The 22,301-nt window shown below is 71.0% G+C and carries 17 protein-coding genes and 1 pseudogene; 15 read left to right on the top strand and 3 right to left on the bottom strand.

Going from position 1 to position 22,301, the window contains the following annotated elements; all coding sequences use genetic code 11:
* Nucleotides 1-30: 30 nt before the first annotated feature.
* The 4 genes from Sru02f_RS30385 (at nucleotide 31) to serA (ending at nucleotide 5,343) form a co-directional block, all read left to right on the top strand.
* Nucleotides 31-1,872 (top strand): acetolactate synthase large subunit, encoded by a 1,842-nt coding sequence (locus Sru02f_RS30385; protein WP_109036194.1) that lies wholly within the window; start codon nucleotides 31-33, stop codon nucleotides 1,870-1,872.
* 21 nt (nucleotides 1,873-1,893) lie between these two features.
* Complete coding sequence (ilvN, locus tag Sru02f_RS30380; protein ID WP_003973483.1) at nucleotides 1,894-2,418, top strand: acetolactate synthase small subunit; 525 nt, start codon at nucleotides 1,894-1,896, stop codon at nucleotides 2,416-2,418.
* Nucleotides 2,419-2,536: 118 nt separating this feature from the next.
* The gene (gene ilvC, locus Sru02f_RS30375; RefSeq protein WP_109036192.1) at nucleotides 2,537-3,535 is read left to right on the top strand and encodes a ketol-acid reductoisomerase; all 999 of its coding nucleotides are present in this window, start codon (nucleotides 2,537-2,539) and stop codon (nucleotides 3,533-3,535) included.
* 218 nt (nucleotides 3,536-3,753) lie between these two features.
* Entirely contained in the window at nucleotides 3,754-5,343 is a 1,590-nt protein-coding gene (serA, locus tag Sru02f_RS30370; protein WP_109036189.1) for a phosphoglycerate dehydrogenase, read from the top strand.
* 82 nt (nucleotides 5,344-5,425) lie between these two features.
* Here serA and Sru02f_RS30365 read toward each other — a convergent pair whose 3' ends face one another.
* Nucleotides 5,426-6,988 (bottom strand): MFS transporter, encoded by a 1,563-nt coding sequence (locus Sru02f_RS30365; RefSeq protein ID WP_174855225.1) that lies wholly within the window; start codon nucleotides 6,986-6,988, stop codon nucleotides 5,426-5,428.
* Between the two features lie 83 nt (nucleotides 6,989-7,071).
* Here Sru02f_RS30365 and Sru02f_RS30360 point away from each other — a divergent pair, with 83 nt between their 5' ends.
* Nucleotides 7,072-7,662 (top strand): TetR/AcrR family transcriptional regulator, encoded by a 591-nt coding sequence (locus Sru02f_RS30360; RefSeq protein ID WP_109036185.1) that lies wholly within the window; start codon nucleotides 7,072-7,074, stop codon nucleotides 7,660-7,662.
* On the opposite strand, the pseudogene Sru02f_RS30355 reads toward Sru02f_RS30360, so the two are convergent.
* Nucleotides 7,643-8,883, bottom strand: a pseudogene (locus Sru02f_RS30355) (PucR family transcriptional regulator). The gene Sru02f_RS30360 and the pseudogene Sru02f_RS30355 sit on opposite strands and share 20 nt — an antisense overlap.
* Before the next feature lie 165 nt (nucleotides 8,884-9,048).
* Here Sru02f_RS30355 and Sru02f_RS30350 point away from each other — a divergent pair.
* From Sru02f_RS30350 to Sru02f_RS30330, 5 genes are all read left to right on the top strand, one after another.
* Nucleotides 9,049-9,975 carry a proline dehydrogenase family protein gene (locus Sru02f_RS30350; protein ID WP_109036181.1) on the top strand — a complete coding sequence of 309 codons (927 nt, stop codon included), beginning with the start codon at nucleotides 9,049-9,051 and terminating at the stop codon, nucleotides 9,973-9,975.
* A 46-nt stretch (nucleotides 9,976-10,021) separates the two neighbouring features.
* Entirely contained in the window at nucleotides 10,022-11,662 is a 1,641-nt protein-coding gene (gene pruA, locus Sru02f_RS30345; RefSeq protein ID WP_109036179.1) for an L-glutamate gamma-semialdehyde dehydrogenase, read from the top strand.
* A 308-nt stretch (nucleotides 11,663-11,970) separates the two neighbouring features.
* Nucleotides 11,971-12,102, top strand: coding sequence for a hypothetical protein (locus tag Sru02f_RS30340; protein ID WP_011030289.1), 132 nt, complete (start codon nucleotides 11,971-11,973; stop codon nucleotides 12,100-12,102).
* 75 nt (nucleotides 12,103-12,177) lie between these two features.
* Complete coding sequence (locus tag Sru02f_RS30335; protein WP_109036177.1) at nucleotides 12,178-13,221, top strand: 3-isopropylmalate dehydrogenase; 1,044 nt, start codon at nucleotides 12,178-12,180, stop codon at nucleotides 13,219-13,221.
* 264 nt (nucleotides 13,222-13,485) lie between these two features.
* Nucleotides 13,486-14,574, top strand: coding sequence for a branched-chain amino acid aminotransferase (locus Sru02f_RS30330; RefSeq protein ID WP_109036175.1), 1,089 nt, complete (start codon nucleotides 13,486-13,488; stop codon nucleotides 14,572-14,574).
* Nucleotides 14,575-14,667: 93 nt separating this feature from the next.
* Here the strand turns inward: Sru02f_RS30330 and Sru02f_RS30325 are convergent, their stop codons facing one another.
* On the bottom strand, nucleotides 14,668-16,113 hold the full coding sequence (locus Sru02f_RS30325; RefSeq protein ID WP_109036173.1) for a cytosine permease: 1,446 nt from the start codon (nucleotides 16,111-16,113) through the stop codon (nucleotides 14,668-14,670).
* 144 nt (nucleotides 16,114-16,257) lie between these two features.
* Between Sru02f_RS30325 and ureA the strand changes: the two genes are divergently transcribed.
* The 5 genes from ureA (at nucleotide 16,258) to cimA (ending at nucleotide 22,263) form a co-directional block, all read left to right on the top strand.
* Nucleotides 16,258-16,941, top strand: a complete 684-nt coding sequence (gene ureA, locus Sru02f_RS30320) for an urease subunit gamma (RefSeq protein WP_109036171.1) — start codon at nucleotides 16,258-16,260, stop codon at nucleotides 16,939-16,941.
* Nucleotides 16,938-18,614, top strand: a complete 1,677-nt coding sequence (locus Sru02f_RS30315; RefSeq protein ID WP_109036169.1) for an urease subunit alpha — start codon at nucleotides 16,938-16,940, stop codon at nucleotides 18,612-18,614. Before ureA ends, Sru02f_RS30315 begins: the two co-directional genes overlap by 4 nt.
* A gap of 77 nt (nucleotides 18,615-18,691) precedes the next feature.
* Nucleotides 18,692-19,720 (top strand): agmatine deiminase family protein, encoded by a 1,029-nt coding sequence (locus Sru02f_RS30310; protein WP_109036167.1) that lies wholly within the window; start codon nucleotides 18,692-18,694, stop codon nucleotides 19,718-19,720.
* Nucleotides 19,721-19,737: 17 nt separating this feature from the next.
* Nucleotides 19,738-20,340 (top strand): TetR/AcrR family transcriptional regulator, encoded by a 603-nt coding sequence (locus tag Sru02f_RS30305; protein WP_109036165.1) that lies wholly within the window; start codon nucleotides 19,738-19,740, stop codon nucleotides 20,338-20,340.
* 318 nt (nucleotides 20,341-20,658) lie between these two features.
* Nucleotides 20,659-22,263 (top strand): citramalate synthase, encoded by a 1,605-nt coding sequence (cimA, locus tag Sru02f_RS30300; protein ID WP_109036163.1) that lies wholly within the window; start codon nucleotides 20,659-20,661, stop codon nucleotides 22,261-22,263.
* Nucleotides 22,264-22,301: the final 38 nt, after the last annotated feature.

The following is a 22,301-nucleotide window of genomic DNA, read 5'->3' as shown; positions in this document are numbered from 1 at the left end:
AAAACCCTCAGCATCGAGAAGAGAACGCCGATGACCGAGCAGGCCACCGGGGCTCACCCGCAGCCCCGGCCCCGATCCGGAGGACAGTCCGCCCCCGAGCACGTCACGGGTGCGCAGTCCCTCATTCGCTCTCTCGAGGAGGTCGGCGCCGACACCGTATTCGGCATCCCGGGTGGCACGATCCTTCCGGCCTACGACCCGCTGATGGATTCCACCAGGGTGCGCCACGTCCTGGTCCGCCACGAGCAGGGCGCCGGCCACGCGGCCACCGGCTACGCGCAGGCCACCGGCAAGGTCGGCGTCTGCATGGCGACCTCGGGCCCCGGTGCCACCAACCTGGTCACCCCGATCGCCGACGCCAACCTGGACTCCGTGCCGCTGGTCGCGATCACCGGGCAGGTGGTCTCCTCCGCGATCGGCACGGACGCCTTCCAGGAGGCGGACATCGTCGGCATCACCATGCCGATCACCAAGCACAGCTTCCTGGTCACCAAGGCCGAGGACATCCCCCGGGTGATCGCGCAGGCGTTCCACATCGCCTCCACCGGCCGCCCCGGCCCCGTGCTGGTCGACATCCCCAAGGACATCCTCCAGAAGAAGACCACCTTCTCCTGGCCGCCGGTCATGGACCTGCCCGGCTACCGCCCGGTCACCAAGCCGCACGCCAAGCAGATCCGCGAGGCGGCCAAGCTGATCTCCGCGGCGAAGCGGCCCGTGCTCTACGTCGGCGGCGGCGTCCTCAAGGCGAAGGCCACCGCCGAGCTGAAGGTCCTCGCCGAACTCACCGGAGCGCCCGTCACCACCACCCTGATGGCGCTCGGCGCGTTCCCCGACAGCCACCCGCTGCACGTGGGAATGCCGGGCATGCACGGTGCGGTCACCGCCGTCACCGCGCTGCAGAAGGCCGACCTGATCGTCGCCCTCGGAGCCCGCTTCGACGACCGCGTCACCGGCAAGCTGGACAGCTTCGCCCCGTACGCCAAGATCGTCCACGCCGACATCGACCCGGCCGAGATCGGCAAGAACCGCGCCGCCGACGTGCCGATCGTCGGCGACGCCCGCGAGGTCATCGCCGACCTCGTGCAGGCCGTCCAGAAGGAGCACGACGAGGGCAACAAGGGCGACTACAGCGCCTGGTGGAAGGACCTGAGCCGCTGGCGCGACACCTACCCCCTCGGCTACGACCAGCCAGAGGACGGTTCGCTCTCCCCGCAGCAGGTCATCGAGCGAGTCGGGCAGCTGGCGCCCGAGGGCACCATCTTCGCGGCCGGCGTCGGCCAGCACCAGATGTGGGCCGCGCACTTCGTGCAGTACGACAAGCCCGCCACCTGGCTGAACTCCGGCGGCGCCGGCACGATGGGCTACGCCGTCCCGGCCGCCATGGGCGCCCAGGCCGGCATGCCCGACCGCACCGTCTGGGCGATCGACGGCGACGGCTGCTTCCAGATGACCAACCAGGAACTGACCACCTGCGCCCTGAACAACATCCCGATCAAGGTCGCCGTCATCAACAACGGCGCCCTCGGGATGGTCCGCCAGTGGCAGACCCTGTTCTACAACCAGCGGTACTCCAACACGGTGCTGCACTCCGGCCCGGACGACGTCAACCCTCAGGCCCGCGGCACCCGCGTCCCGGACTTCGTGAAGCTGTCGGAGGCCATGGGCTGTTACGCCATCCGCTGCGAGGACCCCGCCGACCTCGACAAGGTGATCGAGGAGGCCAACTCCATCAACGACCGCCCCGTCGTCGTCGACTTCATCGTCCACGAGGACGCCATGGTCTGGCCGATGGTCGCCGCCGGCACCTCCAACGACGAGATCATGGCCGCCCGGGACGTCCGCCCCGACTTCGGCGACAACGAAGACGACTGAGCGAGAGAGACCGAAGAGACCATGTCCAAGCACACGCTCTCCGTCCTGGTGGAGAACACCCCCGGCGTCCTGGCGCGGATCACCGCCCTCTTCTCCCGCCGCGGCTTCAACATCGACTCGCTCGCCGTCGGCGTCACCGAGCACCCCGACATCTCCCGCATCACCATCGTGGTGAGCGTCGAGGACTTCCCGCTGGAGCAGGTCACCAAGCAGCTCAACAAGCTGGTGAACGTGCTCAAGATCGTCGAGCTGGAGCCCACCCAGGCCGTCCAGCGCGAACTCGTTCTGGTGAAGGTGCGCTCGGACAACGAGACGCGCTCCCAGATCGTCGAGATCGTCCAGCTGTTCCGCGCCAAGACGGTCGACGTCTCCCCGGAGGCCGTCACCATCGAGGCCACCGGCAGCAGCGACAAGCTGACCGCCATGCTCCGGATGCTGGAACCGTACGGCATCAAGGAACTCGTCCAGTCCGGCACGATCGCCATCGGCCGCGGCGCCCGTTCGATCACGGACCGTTCGCTGCGCGCACTCGACCGGTCCGCATAACGACGGAAACGGGCGGCCGGGGACACCGCCGGCCGCCCGCATTCCGAGACCCCGAAACTTCGCCTCCCCCCACCGGCATACGGTGGGACGCAACACCTGCACACAAGGAGAGAACCCAGTGGCCGAGCTGTTCTACGACGCCGACGCCGACCTGTCCATCATCCAGGGCCGCAAGGTCGCGGTCATCGGGTACGGCAGCCAGGGCCACGCCCACGCCCTGTCGCTGCGCGACTCCGGTGTCGACGTGCGCGTCGGTCTGCACGAGGGCTCCAAGTCCAAGGCCAAGGCCGAGGAGCAGGGCCTGCGCGTGGTGAGCCCGTCCGAGGCCGCCGCCGAGGCCGACGTCATCATGATCCTGGTCCCGGACCCGATCCAGGCCGAGGTCTACGAGAAGGACATCAAGGAAAACCTGAAGGACGGCGACGCGCTGTTCTTCGGCCACGGCCTGAACATCCGCTACGGCTTCATCAAGCCCCCGGCCGGCGTGGACGTCTGCATGGTCGCCCCCAAGGGCCCGGGCCACCTGGTGCGCCGTCAGTACGAGGAGGGCCGCGGCGTTCCCTGCATCGCCGCCGTCGAGCAGGACGCCACGGGCAACGGCTTCGCGCTGGCCCTGTCGTACGCCAAGGGCATCGGCGGCACCCGGGCCGGCGTCATCAAGACGACGTTCACCGAGGAGACCGAGACCGACCTCTTCGGCGAGCAGGCCGTCCTGTGCGGTGGCACCGCCGCGCTGGTCAAGGCGGGCTTCGAGACGCTGACCGAGGCCGGCTACCAGCCGGAGATCGCCTACTTCGAGTGCCTGCACGAGCTGAAGCTGATCGTGGACCTCATGTACGAGGGCGGCCTGGAGAAGATGCGCTGGTCGATCTCCGAGACCGCCGAGTGGGGCGACTACGTCACCGGCCCGCGGATCATCACCGACGCCACCAAGGCCGAGATGAAGAAGGTCCTCGCCGAGATCCAGGACGGCACCTTCGCCAAGAACTGGATGGACGAGTACCACGGCGGTCTGAAGAAGTACAACGAGTACAAGAAGCAGGACTCCGAGCACCTCCTGGAGACCACCGGCAAGGAGCTGCGCAAGCTCATGAGCTGGGTCGACGAAGAGGCGTAGGTCTTTGCCCCGCGGGGCTGCCCGGCGCGCCGGGCAGCCCCGCGGGATCCACTTCCGGGTGATGCTTCCGCAGCGGCGCAGGACACTGCCCGCCACGCCACTAGACTGCTGAACACATACGCGTCAGGCCCACAGCGTCGTGCGTCTTCCACGCGGCTAGCAACCCTCCGCATGCGGCCGTCGGGACGGCCGTCCGCATTGGACTTGTGAGGACTCACGTGAGCTCGAAACCCGTCGTACTCATCGCTGAAGAGCTGTCGCCCGCGACCGTGGACGCGCTCGGCCCCGACTTCGAGATCCGCCAGTGCAACGGCGCGGACCGGGCCGAACTGCTCCCCGCCATCGCCGACGTGGACGCGATCCTGGTCCGCTCCGCCACCAAGGTCGACGCCGAGGCCGTGGCCGCCGCCAAGAAGCTCAAGGTCGTCGCCCGCGCCGGGGTCGGCCTGGACAACGTCGACGTCTCCGCCGCCACCAAGGCCGGCGTGATGGTGGTCAACGCCCCGACCTCCAACATCGTCACCGCCGCCGAGCTGGCCTGCGGCCTGATCGTCGCCACCGCCCGCAACATCCCGCAGGCCAACGCCGCGCTCAAGAACGGCGAGTGGAAGCGCAGCAAGTACACCGGCGTGGAGCTGGCCGAGAAGACCCTCGGCGTCGTCGGCCTCGGCCGCATCGGCGCGCTCGTCGCGCAGCGCATGTCGGCCTTCGGCATGAAGGTCGTCGCCTACGACCCCTACGTGCAGCCCGCGCGGGCCGCGCAGATGGGCGTCAAGGTGCTGTCGCTGGACGAGCTGCTGGAGGTCTCCGACTTCATCACCGTCCACCTGCCCAAGACCCCCGAGACCCTCGGCCTGATCGGCGACGAGGCGCTGCGCAAGGTCAAGCCGAGCGTCCGCATCGTCAACGCCGCGCGCGGCGGCATCGTCGACGAGGAGGCGCTGTACTCGGCGCTCAAGGAGGGCCGCGTCGCCGGCGCGGGCCTCGACGTGTACGCCAAGGAGCCCTGCACCGACTCGCCGCTGTTCGAGTTCGACCAGGTCGTCGCCACCCCGCACCTCGGCGCCTCCACCGACGAGGCCCAGGAGAAGGCCGGCATCGCCGTCGCCAAGTCGGTCCGCCTCGCCCTCGCCGGTGAGCTGGTCCCCGACGCGGTCAACGTCCAGGGCGGCGTCATCGCCGAGGACGTCAAGCCGGGTCTGCCGCTCGCCGAGCGCCTCGGCCGCATCTTCACCGCGCTCGCCGGTGAGGTCGCCGTCCGCCTCGACGTCGAGGTCTACGGCGAGATCACCCAGCACGACGTGAAGGTGCTGGAGCTGTCCGCCCTCAAGGGCGTCTTCGAGGACGTCGTCGACGAGACGGTGTCGTACGTCAACGCCCCGCTGTTCGCCCAGGAGCGCGGCGTCGAGGTCCGGCTGACCACCAGCTCGGAGTCCCCGGAGCACCGCAACGTCGTCATCGTGCGCGGCACCCTCTCGGACGGCGAGGAGGTGTCGGTCTCCGGCACGCTGGCCGGCCCGAAGCACCTGCAGAAGATCGTCGCCATCGGCGAGTACGACGTGGATCTCGCCCTCGCCGACCACATGGTCGTCCTGCGCTACGAGGACCGTCCCGGCGTCGTCGGCACCGTAGGCCGGATCATCGGCGAGGCGGGTCTCAACATCGCCGGCATGCAGGTCGCCCGCGCGACGGTCGGCGGCGAGGCGCTGGCCGTCCTCACCGTCGACGACACGGTGCCCTCCGGGGTTCTGGCGGAGGTCGCGGCGGAGATCGGCGCCACGTCCGCCCGGTCTGTCAACCTCGTCTGAGGCGGCCGTACCCGGGGGCCGCCGCCCCCGGGACCCCCGCTCACGGCCCTGAGCGGGCCTCGTCCTCAAACTCCCCCACTGCCTAAAGGGCGTGGGAGGTACCCCCGGACGGGCTGAGTGAGTCAGCCTGTCCGGCGTTTTCCGTGGCCGCGTTCTCGCGCACCCGGATGCCGCGCAGTGCGCGCGCCGCCGGGAGCGCCGCCGCCAACAGCAGCACCGCGCCCGCGATCGCGGCGCCCCGCATGCCGTCGGTGAAGGCCTCCCGCGCCGCCGTCGCCAGGGCCTCTCCCGCGGACCCCGGCAGCCGTGCGGCGACCGACAGCGCGCCGCCCAGGGTTTCCTGCGCCGCGTCCGGTGCCGAGGCCGGCATCTCGTGGTGGTAGACGGCCGTACCGACGGAGCCCAGGACCGCCATGCTCAACGCGCCGCCGAACTCGGTGCCGGTCTCCATCAGGGAGGACGCCGCGCCCGCCTTCTCCACCGGGGCGGAGCTGAGCGCCAGGTCGGTGAGCTGGGACATCACCGCGACAATGCCGCCCGCCATGACGCCGCAGGCCGCCAGCACCAGCCACAGGGAGTCGGTGCCGGCGCAGGCCAGGAGCGCGTAACCGCACGCCGCGACCACGAACCCGCCCGCCACCACGTGCGCCCGCTCCACACCCAGCTGGACCAGCCGCATGGCGAGCGGCGCGGCGAAGCCGATGAAGACCGACGGCAGCAGGGCCCACAGCGCGGCCTCCAGCGCGCTCTTGTCCAGCACGGACTGGAGGTACTGGGTGGTGAAGTAGGAGGACCCCATCATCCCGAAGGCCGACACCAGGTTGAGGACGACGGCCGGGGTGAAGCCGTGCCCGCGGAAGAGGGCGGGCGAGATCATCGGCGAGGCCGCCGTGCGCTGGCGGTGCACGAACAGCGCCGCGAAGAGCAGACCGACGGTGATCGAGACGACGTAGCGGACGTTCCAGCCCTCGGAGGGCAGCTCCTTGAGGCCGTAGACCACGGGCAGGACCGCCGCCATCGACAGCGGGACGCTCAGCAGGTCGAAGCGGCCGGGTGAGGGGTTCTTGGACTCCGGGAGCAGCACCGGGCCGAGGATCAGCAGCAGCGCCATCGCGGGCAGGTTCACCAGGAAGACCGAGCCCCACCAGAAGTGCTCCACGAGGACGCCGCTCATCACCGAGCCGAGCGCGATCCCGGCCGTCATCACCCCGGACCACAGCCCGATCGCCTTCGCCCGCTGGGCGGGGTCGGTGAACATCGTGCGGACCAGCGCCATCGTGGACGGCATCAGGGTGGCGCCGCCGATGCCGAGGACCGCGCGGGCCGCGATCAGGGTCTCGGCGGTGTGCGCGTAGGCCGCGAGCAGGGAGGCCGCGCCGAAGGCCGCCGCGCCGACGAGGAGCAGCCTGCGACGGCCGATGCGGTCGCCCAGGGACCCCATCGTCATCAGGAGGCCGGCCAGTACGAAGCCGTAGATGTCGAAGATCCACAGCTGCTGGGTGCCGCTCGGTTCCAGATCGGCGCTGATCTCCGGGATCGCGAAGAACAGGACGGAGACGTCCATCGAGACCAGCAGCAGCGGGAGCATCAGCACGGTGAGCGCGATCCACTCGCGGCGCCCTGCGCGGGGCGGGTTCGTTGTCATGACGGCGACTGTACGCACGTCTTATACGCCTGTCTAGAACATTGTTTAAGACGTGCGTATGAAGGTGCGGGTAGGGTGGGCGCATGGGACACCGTGAGGATCTGCTCGAGGGCGCCAAGCGCTGCCTGCTGGAGAAGGGGTTCACGCGCACGACCGCGCGGGACATCGTCAAGGAGTCGGGGACCAACCTGGCGTCCATCGGCTACCACTACGGGTCGAAGGACGTCCTGCTCGCCCAGGCGTACATCGAGCTGATCGAGGGGATGGGGGGCGCCTTCGAGGGGGAGGGCCCCGCTCTGGACGGCACCGAACCGGGCTCGGTCGAGCGGTTCCAGCAGGTGTGGTCCAACATCATCGGCACCATGCGGGAGCCCGGCTCCGTCTGGCGCCTCAGCATGGAAGTGCTGGTCATGGGCGACCGGATGCCCGAGCTGCGCGACCACCTCGGCCGCGCCCAGCGCGAGGCGGGACGCGGCATCATCCCCCTGCTCATGGGCGGCAGGGAGGAGGACGTCACGGACGAGACGACGGACACCCTGGGCGCCTTCTACGTCACCCTGATGACCGGCCTCATCGCCCAGTGGAACTTCGACCCGAAGAGCGCACCCGACGCCGACGCGCTGACCGAGGGCCTGCGCCGGGTGATCGGGGCCGCTACAGGCGACGCGCCTTGAGCGCCATGTGCAGCAGCAGCCGGTCCTCGCCGTCGTCCAGGTCCAGGCCCGTGAGCTGTTCGACGCGGGACAGCCGGTAGTACAGCGTCTGGCGGTGCACGCCCAGCTCGGCGGCGGTGCGGCCGGCCTGGCCCGCGCAGTCCAGGTACACCTCCGCCGTGCGGGCGAGTTCGCGATGGGCGGGGGAGAGCAGGGCGCGTACGGCGGGATCGTCGGCGGAGCGCGGGGGCAGCGAGGTCAGCAGGCGGAACGCACCGATCGACGTCCACTGCGCGACCGGCCCGAACCGCTCCTCCGCCCGCGCCGCCCGGGCCGCCGCCGACGCCTCCGACCAGGCCGCCCCCAGGTCGGCGAGACCCGTGCGCGGCGCCGAGACACCGGCCGCGGCGCCCCCGCCGGGCCGCCCCGGCCCGTGGCCGTCCCCGCCCGCTCCAGCAGCCGGCCCGCCGCCGACGTCGCCGGGGTCTGCACCTCCGCCGAGCGCAGCCGGACCAGCAGCGCCAGCGACACGGCCGAGACCCCCCACGGCACCGTGCACAGTGCCGTCGCCCCCGGCACCGTACGGACCGAGGGCGCGTCGTCGGGATCGGCCGAGGGCCAGGGCGCCACGCACACCACCGCGTGCGGGGTCTCGGCCCGGGCGCCCAGCGCGCTGCGCAGTTCCGCCACCGCCATGTCCCGCTGCCAGTCCCGCTCCGCCGTCAGCACCGCCCGCAGCTCCCGGCTCAGGTCCGCGCCGTGCTGCGCCTCGTCGGCGAGCAGTGCGCCGATCCGCGCCGTGACCTCCATGGCCGCCGCCAGCTGCCGCTCGGTCGGGCCCGGGTCGGTGTCCAGGAGCCAGACGTAGCCGAGGACCACACCCCGATGGCGTACCGGAAGACACGTGCGTCCCCGGTACACCCCCGCCTCGGGGGTCGGCGGGATGCGGACCGGTCCGGTCGCGCGGGTGATGCCGAAACTCTCGAACCACGCCCGGACCGCGGCGGTGGAGCGCCGGGTGAGGATCGAGCGGGTGCGCACCGGGTCCAGGGCGGACGGGTCGAGGTCGCCCTCGCTGTCGTAGGCGCCGAAGGCGATCAGCTCGAAGTCGCGGTTCTCCAGGGTGGCGGGGGCGCCCAGCAGCTCGGACAGCTCGTCGACCAGCTCCTGGTAGTCACCACGCGTACCACCGGTGCCTGCGGAACCTCTGGAATCGGACGTCACCCGGGCATTCTGCCGCATATGCGAGCGCCCTTCATACATCTGTCTGAGATCCGCGGCACGGATGCGTGACAGCTGTCGATGGCCGACGATCGGGTGGATCCTTAGATTTCACGGTGGTTCTCCGTGCCGTTCCCCCTTCGTCGGGCAGCGGCCCCTGTGTTGGTTGGTAAGTGGAGGTGCCCCGTGCTGGGTCCCGTGATTCTCGCCGCGTCGCGCAGCGACCGGATGCGTCGTCTCGTCTCGGCCGCGCCCGTGACCAAGCCGGTCGTCGACCGGTTCATCCCCGGCGAGACGGTCGACCAGATCGTGCCGATCGTCCGGGACCTCACCGATCAGGGCCTGGAGCTGACGATGGACGTCGTCGGCGAGGACATCACCACCCCCGCGCAGGCCGAGGCCGCCCGCGACGCCTACCTGGAGCTGATCGACCGGCTCAAGCCGCTCGACCTCGGCACCCGCGCCGAGATGTCGGTGAAGCTCTCGATGTTCGGCCAGGCGCTGGAGGGCGGCCACGAGCTGGCCCTCGCGAACGTCCGCCCGGTCGTCGAGGCCGCCGCCGAGATCGGCACCACCGTCACCCTCGACGCCGAGGACCACACCACCCTCGACTCGATGTTCGCCATCCACGAGGAACTGCGGGAGGACTTCCCGCAGACCGGCTGCGTCATCCAGGCCTACCTCTTCCGCACCGAGGCCGACGCGCGCCGCCTCGCCGACAGCGGCTCTCGCGTACGGTTGGTGAAGGGCGCCTACAAGGAGCCCGCAGAGGTCGCGTACCAGCAGCGCCACGAGATCGACAAGGCGTACGTCCGCATCCTGCGCACGCTGATGGAGGGCGAGGGCTACCCGATGATCGGGTCGCACGACCCGCGCCTGATCTCCATCGGACAGGAGCTGGCCCGCACGGCCGGACGCAAGCTCGACGAGTACGAGTTCCAGATGCTGTACGGCATCCGCGGCGACGAGCACCTGCGGCTGGCCGCCGAGGGTCACCGCATGCGGGTCTACACCGCGTACGGCACCGACTGGTACGGCTACTTCATGCGCCGTCTGGCGGAGAAGCCGGCCAACCTCCGGTTCTTCGCCCGCTCGATGGTCAGCAAGGGCTGAGCCCACCCGCTCGCAAGACCGCTCAGTTAAAGGAGTTACGGAACCCATGGACGCTGTGACCCAGGTCCCCACCCCCGTCAACGAGCCGGTGCACGGCTACGCGCCCGGTTCGCCCGAGCGTGCCCGCCTGGAGGCCAAGCTCAAGGAGCTGGCCGACAACCCGGTCGACCTTCCCTGCACCATCGGTGGTGTGAAGCGGATGGGCGGCGGTGAGCGCTTCGACGTCGTGCAGCCGCACAACCACAAGTCCCGCCTGGGCACGTACGCCAACGCCACGCAGCAGGACGCCCAGGACGCGATCGACGCCGCCCTGGCCGCCGCCCCCGCGTGGCGCGCGATGTCCTTCGACGACCGCGCGGCGATCATCCTGCGCGCCGCCGAGCTGCTGTCCGGCCCGTGGCGCGAGACCATCGCCGCCTCCACCATGCTCGGCCAGTCCAAGACCGCCCAGCAGGCCGAGATCGACAGCCCCTGCGAGCTGATCGACTTCTGGCGCTTCAACGTCCACTACGCGCGCAACATCCTCGCGGAGCAGCCCCCGGCCAACTCCCAGGGCGTGTGGAACCGCATGGACCACCGCCCGCTGGAGGGCTTCGTCTACGCGATCACCCCGTTCAACTTCAGCGCGATCGCGGCCAACCTGCCCACCGCCCCCGCCCTGATGGGCAACGTGGTGGTCTGGAAGCCGTCCCCGACGCAGACCCACGCCGCCGTGCTGCTGATGCAGCTGCTGGAGGAGGCCGGGCTGCCCAAGGGCGTCATCAACCTGGTCACCGGCGACGGCATCGCGGTCTCCGAGGTCGCTCTGGAGCACCGGGACCTCGCGGGCATCCACTTCACCGGCTCGACCAAGACCTTCCAGCACCTGTGGAAGACGGTCGGCAACAACATCGAGAAGTACCGCACCTACCCGCGCCTGGTCGGCGAGACCGGCGGCAAGGACTTCCTGGTCGCCCACCCGAGCGCCGACCGCGCCGTGCTCAAGACGGCCCTGACCCGCGGTGCCTTCGAGTACCAGGGCCAGAAGTGCAGCGCCACCTCCCGCGCCTACATCCCGGCGTCCATCTGGAACGACGGGTTCAAGGAGGAGTTCGCCGCCGAGGTCGACTACCTCACCATGGGTGACGTCACCGACCTGTCGAACTTCATCGGCGCGGTCATCGACGAGCGGTCCTTCGCCAAGAACAAGGCCGCCATCGACCGGGCCAAGGAGGACGAGACCTGCACGATCGTCGCGGGCGGCTCCTACGACGACTCGGTCGGCTACTTCGTCCGCCCGACCGTCGTCGAGTGCACCGACCCGGAGAACGAGGTCTTCCGCACCGAGTACTTCGGCCCCTTCCTCGCCGTGCACGTGTACGACGACAGCGCCGACGACGCGTACGACGCGATGCTGACCCAGATGGAGTCGGTCTCGGACTACGCGCTCACCGGCTCGGTGATCTCCAACGACCGCGCGGCGGCGGCGTACACGATGGAGAAGCTGCGCTACGCGGCCGGCAACTTCTACATCAACGACAAGTCGACCGGCGCCGTGGTCGGCCAGCAGCCCTTCGGCGGCGGCCGCGCCTCCGGCACCAACGACAAGGCCGGCGCCCCGCAGAACCTGATGCGCTGGACGCTGACCCGCGCCATCAAGGAGACGCTGGTCGCGCCGACCGACTACACCTACCCGCACATGGGCTGACGCCCGCGCGCGAATCGCCCGGCGGGGCCAGGTCGACCGACCTGGCCCCGCCGGGCTTTTCCGCAGGTCGGAGCGGTGGGAGCCAAGGCACCGTCTCAGATAGTAGGAAGTCCGAGTAATTGTGGAGACAGACGCTCCGCGCTCCCTTAGCTTTGTAGGAGCCGAACGTCCCGCTCGATCGAGCGAATGGCGGTCGTGAGCCCGTGCCCGTGCAGGCAACCCCTGCGGCACCGCGCTCCCCGCCCCTTCCGGCGTCTGACACCACCCTCGCTTTCCGCGCTCCCTTTGTGCCGAAGGAGTCGATTCCCATGGCCGAGACGACCGTCCGCCGCCGAGTCCGCCACCTCTCCCGTACGAGCGACTCCGACCGCAAGAACGCCGCGGCCGCCCTCCAGCGCTCCCTCGACCGCCGGGACAACGGCGGCGCCACCGGCCACTGAGTCGCGCGGACGGCAGAGGCGTCCGCATGGCGGACGCCTCATGTCATCCCGTGGGACGAGCGATAGGGTGCCGTCATGTCTCGCAGCCTCAATCTCGCAGTGATTCCCGGTGACGGCATCGGCCAGGAGGTCGTGGCCGAGGGTCTCAAGGTCCTCTCCGCCGTCCTTCCGCAGGATGTGAAGCTGGAGACCAAGGAATTCGACTTCGGCGCCCGGCGCTACCACGCCACCGGTGAGACCCTCACCGACGCCGACCTCGACGCCCTCAAGACGCACGACGCCGTCCTGCTCGGCGCCATCGGCGACCCCTCGGTGCCGTCCGGCGTGCTGGAGCGCGGCTTCCTGCTCAAGCTCCGCTTCGCCTTCGACCACCACGTCAACCTGCGGCCGAGCAAGCTCCTGCCCGGCGTCGCCACCCCGCTCGCCGGCCAGCCCGAGATCGACTTCGTCGTCGTCCGCGAGGGCACCGAGGGTCCGTACACGGGCAACGGCGGCACCATCCGCAAGGGCACCGAGCACGAGGTCGCCACCGAGGTCTCCGTCAACACGGCCTACGGCGTCGAGCGCGTCGTCCGCGACGCCTTCGCCCGCGCCCAGGCCCGCCCCCGCAAGAAGCTCACGCTGGTCCACAAGAACAACGTGCTGACCTTCGCGGGCCACCTGTGGACCAACATCTTCAACAAGGTCGCGGCGGAGTACCCCGAGGTCACCACCGACTACATCCACGTCGACGCCGCGACCATCTTCCTGGTCACCGACCCGGCCCGGTTCGACGTGATCGTCACCGACAACCTCTTCGGCGACATCATCACCGACCTCGCCGCGGCCGTCTCCGGCGGCATCGGCGTCGCCGCCAGCGGGAACATCAACCCGTCCGGCGACTTCCCCTCGATGTTCGAGCCGGTGCACGGCTCCGCGCCGGACATCGCCGGCCAGGGCAAGGCCGACCCCACCGCCACGGTCCTGTCCGTCGCCCTGCTGCTGCGCCACCTCGGGTACGAGGACGAGGCCGCCCGGATCGAGGAAGCCGTCTCCGCCGACCTCGGCGAGCGCGGCGACCTGCCCGCCCGCAGCACCTCCGAGATCGGCGACACTCTCGCCGCACGAGTAGCCGGCTGACGCCCGCCGCGCCACTCGATCGAAACCCTTTCGAAGCCGCCGGGTCGCAAAACAAGGCACCCGGCGGCTTTCTCCTGCGTCCGCCAGGTGCGACCATCGAATCCTGGGCCGCATTCACCCCGTTTCATCCGTCGTCGGCCGCGCGCGATAATCGAACGCGAAGCGGCGACCCCAGGGAATGCTCGGACGTCCTAGCACCGGCCACCGGCCGTACGGGCGTGACCGCGGTCCGTCACAACTCATACCGGTGAAGGACAGCCATCCATGACGACGCCCACGATCGAGCTCAAGCCCTCTGCCAACCCGCTCTCGGACTCCGAGCGCGCGGCGATTCTGGCCAACCCCGGGTTCGGCCGCCACTTCACCGACCACATGGTGACGATCAAGTGGACCGAGGGCCGCGGCTGGCACGACGGCCAGCTGGTGCCGTACGCCCCGCTCTCCCTCGACCCGGCCACCATGGTCCTGCACTACGCGCAGGAGATCTTCGAGGGACTGAAGGCCTACCGGCGGCCCGACGGCTCCGTCGCCACCTTCCGCCCGGAGAAGAACGGCGCCCGCTTCCAGGCGTCCTCGCGCCGCCTGGGCATGCCCGAGCTTCCCGTGGACACCTTCATCGAGGCCTGCGACGCGCTGGTCGGGCAGGACGAGAAGTGGGTCCCGGCGCACGGCGGCGAGGAATCCCTGTACCTGCGCCCCTTCATGATCGCGACCGAGGTCGGCCTGGGCGTCAGGCCGGCCAACGAGTACCTCTTCATCGTCATCGCCTCCCCGGCCGGCGCCTACTTCCCGGGCGGGGTCAAGCCGGTCTCCATCTGGGTCTCCGAGGACCGCGTCCGCGCCGTCCCCGGCGGCATGGGCGACGCCAAGACCGGCGGCAACTACGCGGCCTCCCTGCTCGCCCAGGCCGAGGCCGCCACCAAGGGCTGCGACCAGGTCTGCTACCTCGACGCCATCGAGCGCAAGTGGGTCGAGGAACTGGGCGGCATGAACCTGTACTTCGTGTACGGCAACAAGATCGTCACGCCGTCGCTCACCGGCTCCATCCTGGAGGGCGTCACCCGTGACTCCCTCCTCACCGTCGCCCGCGACCTCGGCTACGAGGCTCAGGAGGGTCGCGTCTCGGTCGACCAGTGGCAGCGCGACTCGGAGAACGGCACCCTCACCGAGGTCTTCGCCTGCGGCACCGCGGCCGTGATCACGCCCGTCGGCACGGTCAAGCGGAGCGGCGCCGAGTGGCAGCAGAGCGGGGGCGAGACGGGTGAGGTGACGCAGCGGCTGCGGGACGCGCTGCTGGACATCCAGCGGGGGACGGCCGAGGACACGCATGGGTGGATGCACACGCTGGCCTGACGCGATCCCGGCGTGGGTGCGGGCCGCTGGGGGCTGCCGCCCCCAGACCCCCGCTTCGGCCTGAACGGCCTCGTCCTCAAACTCCCCCACTGCCTAGAGGGTGTGGGAGGTACCCCCAGACGGGCTGAGATTCCCGACCCCGGGCTCCTTCGGCGAGGCAGCCCGGGGCTGCGGCAACAGCACGTACACCACCCCGCCCACCAGCCCCGACAGCAGGAAGCTGCAGTCCACCCCGCCGGTGACGGACAGCAGCGGACCCTCGTACGACGGCAGGGACACCGCCAGCACGCCGACCAGCGCGCCCACCGCCCAGGCGGCCGTCGCGGGGACGTTCCAGCCGGAGCGGTACCAGTAGATCCCGCCCCGTGCCCGGCGGTTGAAGACCTGGAGGGCGTCGGCGTCGTACACCCCGCCGCAGCGCACCGAGCCGATCATCGTGATGACCGCCCACGGGGTGCCGATCGCGGTCAGCAGCAGCACGAAGGACGTCATCGCCGACTGCGCCTGCCAGGCGTAGTGCCCGGCGAAGACGCAGGCCGTGGCGACGACGGCGACCGCGCAGGTGGCACGGGCGCGGGAGGCGCGCGGCAGGATGGCGTCCAGGTCCAGGCCCATCGAGTACAGCATCAGCCCCGCGTTGCCGACCGAGCCGGCCGAGGCGGCGAGCAGCAGCGGGACCAGGTACCAGGTGGGGGAGGCGTCGACCAGCGGCCCCGCGTAGTCCACGGCGGCGCCGGCGGCGTACGCCGTGAAGGTGCCGAAGAGCTGCGGGACCAGCAGGCCCAGCGTCAGCCCCAGCCAGGTCGCGCGCAGCACCCGGCGGGAGGAGTGGCGGGCCGGCGAGATGTAGCGGGTGTAGTCGCCGAGCAGCGTGATGAAGGCGATCGGCCCGGAAAGGCCCGCGGCCACGGCGGCCAGCAGCCACGTCGGCCAGAACCCGCCCAGCAGGTACCCGCCCGCCTCCGGCAGCGCGGCGGTGGTGAAGTCGGGGGCGTAGGCGATCACGCCGAGGACCAGCAGGGCGGTCATGCCGTAGGCCAGCACCCGCGACATGGCGAGCAGCACCCGGTACCCGTACACCGCGCCCGCGACGGTCGCGGCGGCGAGCAGACCGTAGACGACGGCGTACGTCGCACCGCCCTGCGGCAGGCCGAACAGCCGCCCGAGCACGCCCGCCATCACGTCCCCGCCGATCCACACGGTCAGCGCGGTGTAGCCGAGCGCGAGGAGCAGGCCGACCACCGAGCCGACCAGCCGCCCGCGCACCCCGAACTGGGCGCCGGAGGACGTGGACAGGTTGGTGCCGGTACGCAGGGAGATCAGGGCCAGCGGGGCCGTGAACACCGTGCCGACGACCGTCCCCGCCACCACCGAGCTCACCGACGCCCACCAGCCGAGGCCGAAGGACGGCGGCAGCCAGCCGAAGACGATCACGCCCAGGCAGAGGTTGGACCCCAGCAGGATCGAGACCAGGTCCCGGGGCCCGCTGGTGCGTTCCGCCTCCGGGATGGTGTCGACTCCGCGCTGTTCTATCGGCATGGCTGGTCTCCTTCGACGGCCGCCCGAGGTTTAGAGCGACGTTCAATGTGACGTCTGCCCTGCGTACTCGTCAACGGTTCCGTGGCATGGAATCGGTGTTTAGAGTGATGTTCTAATCTCGGTATGGCAAGGAGGTGCCGCGACGTGAGACTGACCCCCACGGAACGTGACCGGCTGCTGCTGTTCGGGGCGGCCGAGCTGGCCCGTGCCCGCCGGGCCCGCGGGCTCAGGCTGAACGTGCCGGAGGCGACCGCGCTGATCGCGGACACCGTGTGCGAGGCCGCCCGCGACGGAGCGCGCCTCGCGGAGGCCGTCGAGCGCGCCCGGTCCGTGCTCGGCCCGGACGACGTCCTGCCCGGCGTCGCGGACGTGGTCACCGAGGTGCACGTGGAGGCCGTCTTCGACGACGGCTCCCGCCTCGCGGTCGTCGCCGACCCCGTCGGAGGCGGCGGGCTCGGCGACGACGCCCCCGGGGCACTGTTGCCGGGACGCGACCGTCCCGAGCCCGAGGCGGCGCTGCGGCTCCCGGTCACCAACACCGCGACCGTGCCGGTCTCCGTCACCTCCCACTTCCACTTCTTCGAGGCCAATCCGCGCCTGGACTTCGACCGTGAGCGGGCCTACGGCATGCGCCTGGCCGTCCCGGCCGGGTCCTCGGTCCGTTTCGGCCCCGGCGAGCGCGTCGAGGTGGGGCTCGTGCCGATCGGCGGGGCGCGCGTCGCCATCGGGTTCGCCGGGCTCGTCGACGGCCCGCTGGACGCGCCGGGAGCCAGGGATGAGGCCCTGCGCCGGGCCGCCGCCTGCGGATATCTGGGAGCAGACCGATGAGCATCGACCCGTACGCCTACGCCGCCACCCACGGACCGCGCGCCGGCGACCGGCTCCGCCTCGGGGACTCGGGGCTGGTGATCCGCGTCGAGTCCGACGCGCAGCGCTACGGCGACGAGTTCCTCGCCGGCTTCGGCAAGACCGCCCGCGACGGACTGCACCTCAAGGCCGCCGCCGTCCGCGACACCTGCGACGTCGTGATCAGCAACGTGGTCGTGATCGACGCCGTGCAGGGCATCCGGAAGGTGTCGATCGGCATCCGCGAGGGGCGCGTCCACGCCATCGGCCGGGCCGGGAACCCGGACACCCTCGACGGCGTCGACGTCGTGGTCGGCACCGGCACCTCCATCGTGTCCGGCGAGGGCCTCATCGCCACCGCCGGGGCCGTGGACACCCACGTCCACCTGCTCTCCCCGCGCATCATGGAGGCCTCGCTCGCGTCCGGCGTGACGACGGTCATCGGGCAGGAGTTCGGCCCGGTCTGGGGCGTCGGCGTCAACTCGCCCTGGGCGCTGAAGCACGCGTTCGGCGCCTTCGACGCCTGGCCGGTCAACATCGGTTTCCTGGGCCGGGGTTCCTCCTCCCACGACGCCCCGCTGGTCGAGGCGCTGGCCGAGGGCGGGGCGTCCGGCTTCAAGGTGCACGAGGACATGGGCGCCCACACCCGCGCCCTCGACACCGCGCTGCGCGTCGCCGAGGAGTACGACGTCCAGGTCGCCCTGCACAGCGACGGCCTCAACGAATGCCTCTCCGTGGAGGACACCCTGCGGGTGCTGGAGGGCCGCACCATCCACGCCTTCCACATCGAGGGCTGCGGCGGGGGGCACGTCCCCAACGTGCTGAAGATGGCCGGTGTCCCCAACGTCATCGGGTCCTCCACCAACCCCACCCTGCCCTTCGGCCGGGACGCGGTCGCCGAGCACTACGGCATGATCGTCTCCGTCCACGACCTCAAGACCGACCTGCCGGGCGACGCCGCGATGGCCCGCGACCGCATCCGCGCCGGGACCATGGGCGCCGAGGACGTGCTGCACGACCTGGGCGCCATCGGCATCACCTCCTCCGACGCGCAGGGCATGGGCCGGGCCGGCGAGACCGTCCGCCGTACCTTCGCCATGGCCGGGAAGATGAAGGCACAGTTCGGCGCCGAGGGCGACGACGACAACGCACGCGTCCTGCGCTACATCGCCAAGCTGACCATCAACCCCGCCATCGCCCACGGCCTCGCGCACGAGGTCGGCTCCATCGAGGTCGGCAAGCTCGCCGACATCGTGCTGTGGCGCCCGGACCACTTCGGCGCCAAGCCGCAGCTGGTCCTCAAGTCGGGCTTCCCGGCGTACGGCGTGGTCGGCGACCCCAACGCGGCCACCGACACCTGCGAACCCCTGGTCCTCGGGCCCCAGTTCGGCGCGCACGGCGCCACGCCCGCCGAGATATCGGTGGCCTTCGTCGCACAGGCCGCCCTCGACCAGGGCGGCGACACCATGCCGACCCGCCGCCGCCGGGTCGCGGTGCGCGGCACCCGCGGCATCGGGCCGGCCGACCTGCGGCTGAACTCCCGCACCGGCGCGGTCGACGTCGACCAGCGCACCGGCCTGGTCACCCTCGACGGCGACCCGCTGCGCTCCGAGCCCGCCGAGTCGGTCTCCCTCAACCGCCTCTACTTCCTCTGACCCCTCTTCGGCCCTTCTTCGACGTCTCTGACCTCTCCGACCTCTCCGACCTCTCTCCCGACCCCCTGGACACCTCCATGACCTTCCGCATGCCGCCCGAGTGGGCCCCGCACGAACGCACCTGGATGGCCTGGCCGGGCCCCAACGCGACGTTCACCGACCACGAGGAGCTGGCCGGGGCTCGTGCTGCCTGGGCCTCCGTCGCCCGCGCGGTGCGCCGTTTCGAGCCGGTGACGATGGTGCACGGGCCGGGTCAGGCCGCCACCGCGCGCGAGCTGCTCGGACCGGACGTCGACCTGGTGGAGCGCGAGCTGGACGACGCCTGGATGCGGGACATCGGCCCGACCTTCGTGACGGACGGGCAGGGCGGGCTCGCCGCCGTGGACTGGGTGTTCAACGGCTGGGGCGCCCAGGACTGGGCCCGCTGGGAGCACGACGCCGAGATCGCCCGGCACGTCGCGGACCTCGCCGCCGCCCCCGTGCTGAGCAGCCCGCTCGTCAACGAGGGCGGCGCGATCCACGTCGACGGCGAGGGCACGGTCCTGCTGACCGACACCGTCCAGCTCGGCTCCGGCCGCAACCCCGGCTGGAGCCGCGAGGAGGTCGAGGCGGAGATCCACGCCAAGCTCGGCACCACCACGGCGATCTGGCTCCCGCACGGCCTGGCCGGCGACTACGGCAGGTACGGCACCCAGGGCCACGTCGACATCGTCGCGGCCTTCGCGCGGCCGGGCACCGTCGTCGTGCACAGCCAGCGCGACCCCCGGCACCCCGACCACGAGCGCTCACGGCTGTACCTGGAGATCCTGCGCGGCCGAACCGACGCCAGGGGCCGCCGCCTGGAGGTCGTCGAGGTTCCCGCCCCGACCGTCCTGAAGGACGAGGAGGGCGAGTGGGTCGACTACTCGTACATCAACCACTACGTGTGCAACGGCGGCGTCGTCCTGTGCGCCTTCGGCGACCCGAACGACGAACTCGCCGCGGGCATCTTCCGCCGCCTGTTCCCGGAGCGGACGGTGTCCCTGGTGGACGCGCGTACGATCTTCGCGGGTGGCGGGGGCATCCACTGCATCACCCAGCAGCAGCCGAGGACCTGCAGGACCTAGAAGACCCGGGAGTGGACATGGCCGGTGGTGGGCGCAGGCAGGCCCCGCCGCGCGAGGACGTGCTCGCCGCCGCCATGGAGATGATCGCCGAGCGCGGGCTGGAGAAGCTCACCATGGCGGCGCTCGGCCGCGAGGTCGGCATGAGCAGCGGCCACCTCCTGTACTACTTCGGCTCCAAGGACGAGCTGCTGCTGCGCACCCTGGAGTGGAGCGAGGGCCGCCTCGGCGCCGAGCGCGGCCGCCTGCTCACCCGGCCCGGCACCGCCCGGGAACGCCTCGGCGCCTACGTCGACCTGTACGTCCCCGACGGCCACCGCGACCCGCACTGGACGCTGTGGCTGGAGGTGTGGAACCGCTCGCAGAACGCCCCCGACGAGGCCCGCGACCGGCAGGCCGCCATCGAGGGCGCCTGGCACCGCGACCTGGCCGCCCTGCTCGCCGAGGGCATCTCGCGCGGCGAGTTCCGCGCCGTGGACCCGGACCGCTTCGCGTCCCGGCTGCGGGCCCTCCTCGACGGCTTCGCCATCCACGTGGCGATCGGCCTGCGCGGGACGGACCGGGCGCAGGTGCTCGGTCACGTACGGGACTTCCTGGCCGAGGGCCTCTACGGGCGGGACTGAGTCCGCGCCCGCGGACGGCCGCCGTTCGCATCCTGAGACGGGCGATGGACAGGCGGACGGAGTGTGCCAGACTGCCACCGTGCTCTCGTTCGCCATGATTATTGGCAGCAGGCGCGCCGGTCCGCAGTGACCACCACGTACGACCAGGTACGGGTGGACACCGTCGTCCTCGACCCGCGCGCAGACCTCTCGCACCCGCGAGGGGTTTTTCGCTTTCCTGGCCCCACCCGAGCCGGGAAGAGAGCGCGAGGGATCATAGACGGACGGTGGAACCGGTCATTCCGGTAGACCGAGATCCCCAACAGGAGCCTTCAGATCATGACCGCAACCAGCGAACTCGACGATTCGTTCCACGTCTTCGACACCACCCTGCGGGACGGCGCGCAGCGCGAGGGCATCAACCTCACGGTCGCGGACAAGCTGGCCATCGCACGGCACCTGGACGACTTCGGGGTGGGCTTCATCGAGGGCGGCTGGCCCGGCGCCAACCCGCGCGACACCGAGTTCTTCGCCCGCGCCCAGCAGGAGATCGACTTCCGGCACGCCCAGCTGGTCGCCTTCGGCTCCACCCGCCGCGCGGGCGCGAACGCCGCCGAGGACCACCAGGTCAAGGCGCTGCTCGAGTCCGGCGCCCAGGTGATCACCCTGGTCGCCAAGTCGCACGACCGGCACGTCGAACTGGCCCTGCGCACCACGCTGGACGAGAACCTGGCGATGGTGGCCGACACGGTCTCCCACCTGAAGGCACAGGGCCGCCGGGTCTTCGTCGACTGCGAGCACTTCTTCGACGGCTACCGCGCCAACCCCGAGTACGCGAAGTCCGTCGTGCGCACCGCCTCCGAGGCCGGTGCCGACGTCGTCGTCCTGTGCGACACCAACGGCGGCATGCTCCCGGCGCAGATCCAGGCGGTGGTCGCCACGGTGCTGGCCGACACCGGCGCCCGGCTCGGCATCCACGCCCAGGACGACACCGGCTGCGCCGTCGCCAACACGCTCGCCGCCGTCGACGCGGGCGCGACCCACGTCCAGTGCACGGCCAACGGCTACGGCGAGCGGGTCGGCAACGCCAACCTGTTCCCGGTCGTGGCCGCCCTGGAGCTGAAGTACGGCAAGCGGGTGCTGCCCGAGGGCCGGCTGCGCGAGATGACCCGCATCTCGCACGCCATCGCCGAGGTCGTCAACCTCACCCCCTCCACCCACCAGCCCTACGTGGGCGTCTCCGCCTTCGCGCACAAGGCCGGCCTGCACGCCTCCGCGATCAAGGTCGACCCGGACCTCTACCAGCACATCGACCCCGAGCTGGTCGGCAACACCATGCGGATGCTGGTCTCCGACATGGCGGGACGGGCCTCCATCGAGCTGAAGGGCAAGGAGCTCGGCATCGACCTCGGCGGCGACCGCGAGCTGGTCGGCCGGGTCGTGGAGCGGGTCAAGGAGCGCGAGCTGGCGGGCTACACCTACGAGGCCGCCGACGCCAGCTTCGAGCTGCTGCTGCGCGCCGAGGCCGAGGGCAGGCCGCTGAAGTACTTCGAGGTCGAGTCCTGGCGTGCGATCACCGAGGACCGCCCCGACGGCAGCCACGCCAACGAGGCCACGGTCAAGCTCTGGGCCAAGGGCGAGCGCATCGTCGCCACCGCCGAGGGCAACGGCCCGGTCAACGCCCTGGACCGGTCGCTGCGCGTCGCCCTGGAGAAGATCTACCCGGAGCTGGCCAAGCTCGACCTGGTCGACTACAAGGTCCGCATCCTGGAGGGCGTGCACGGCACCCAGTCCACCACCAGGGTGCTCATCTCCACGTCCGACGGCACGGGGGAGTGGGCCACGGTGGGTGTCGCGGAGAACGTCATCGCCGCCTCCTGGCAGGCGCTGGAGGACGCGTACACGTACGGGCTGCTGCGGGCCGGGGTCGCGCCCGCGAAGTAGAGCGGACGCCCGCCGACCCGGCGAGGCGACCAGCTGGT

The organism is Streptomyces rubrogriseus (assembly GCF_027947575.1).
In the GTDB taxonomy this organism is placed as follows: domain Bacteria; phylum Actinomycetota; class Actinomycetes; order Streptomycetales; family Streptomycetaceae; genus Streptomyces; species Streptomyces rubrogriseus.
The sequence above is the reverse complement of the archived record's forward strand: the minus strand, read 5'-3'. Positions and strand labels throughout refer to the sequence as shown.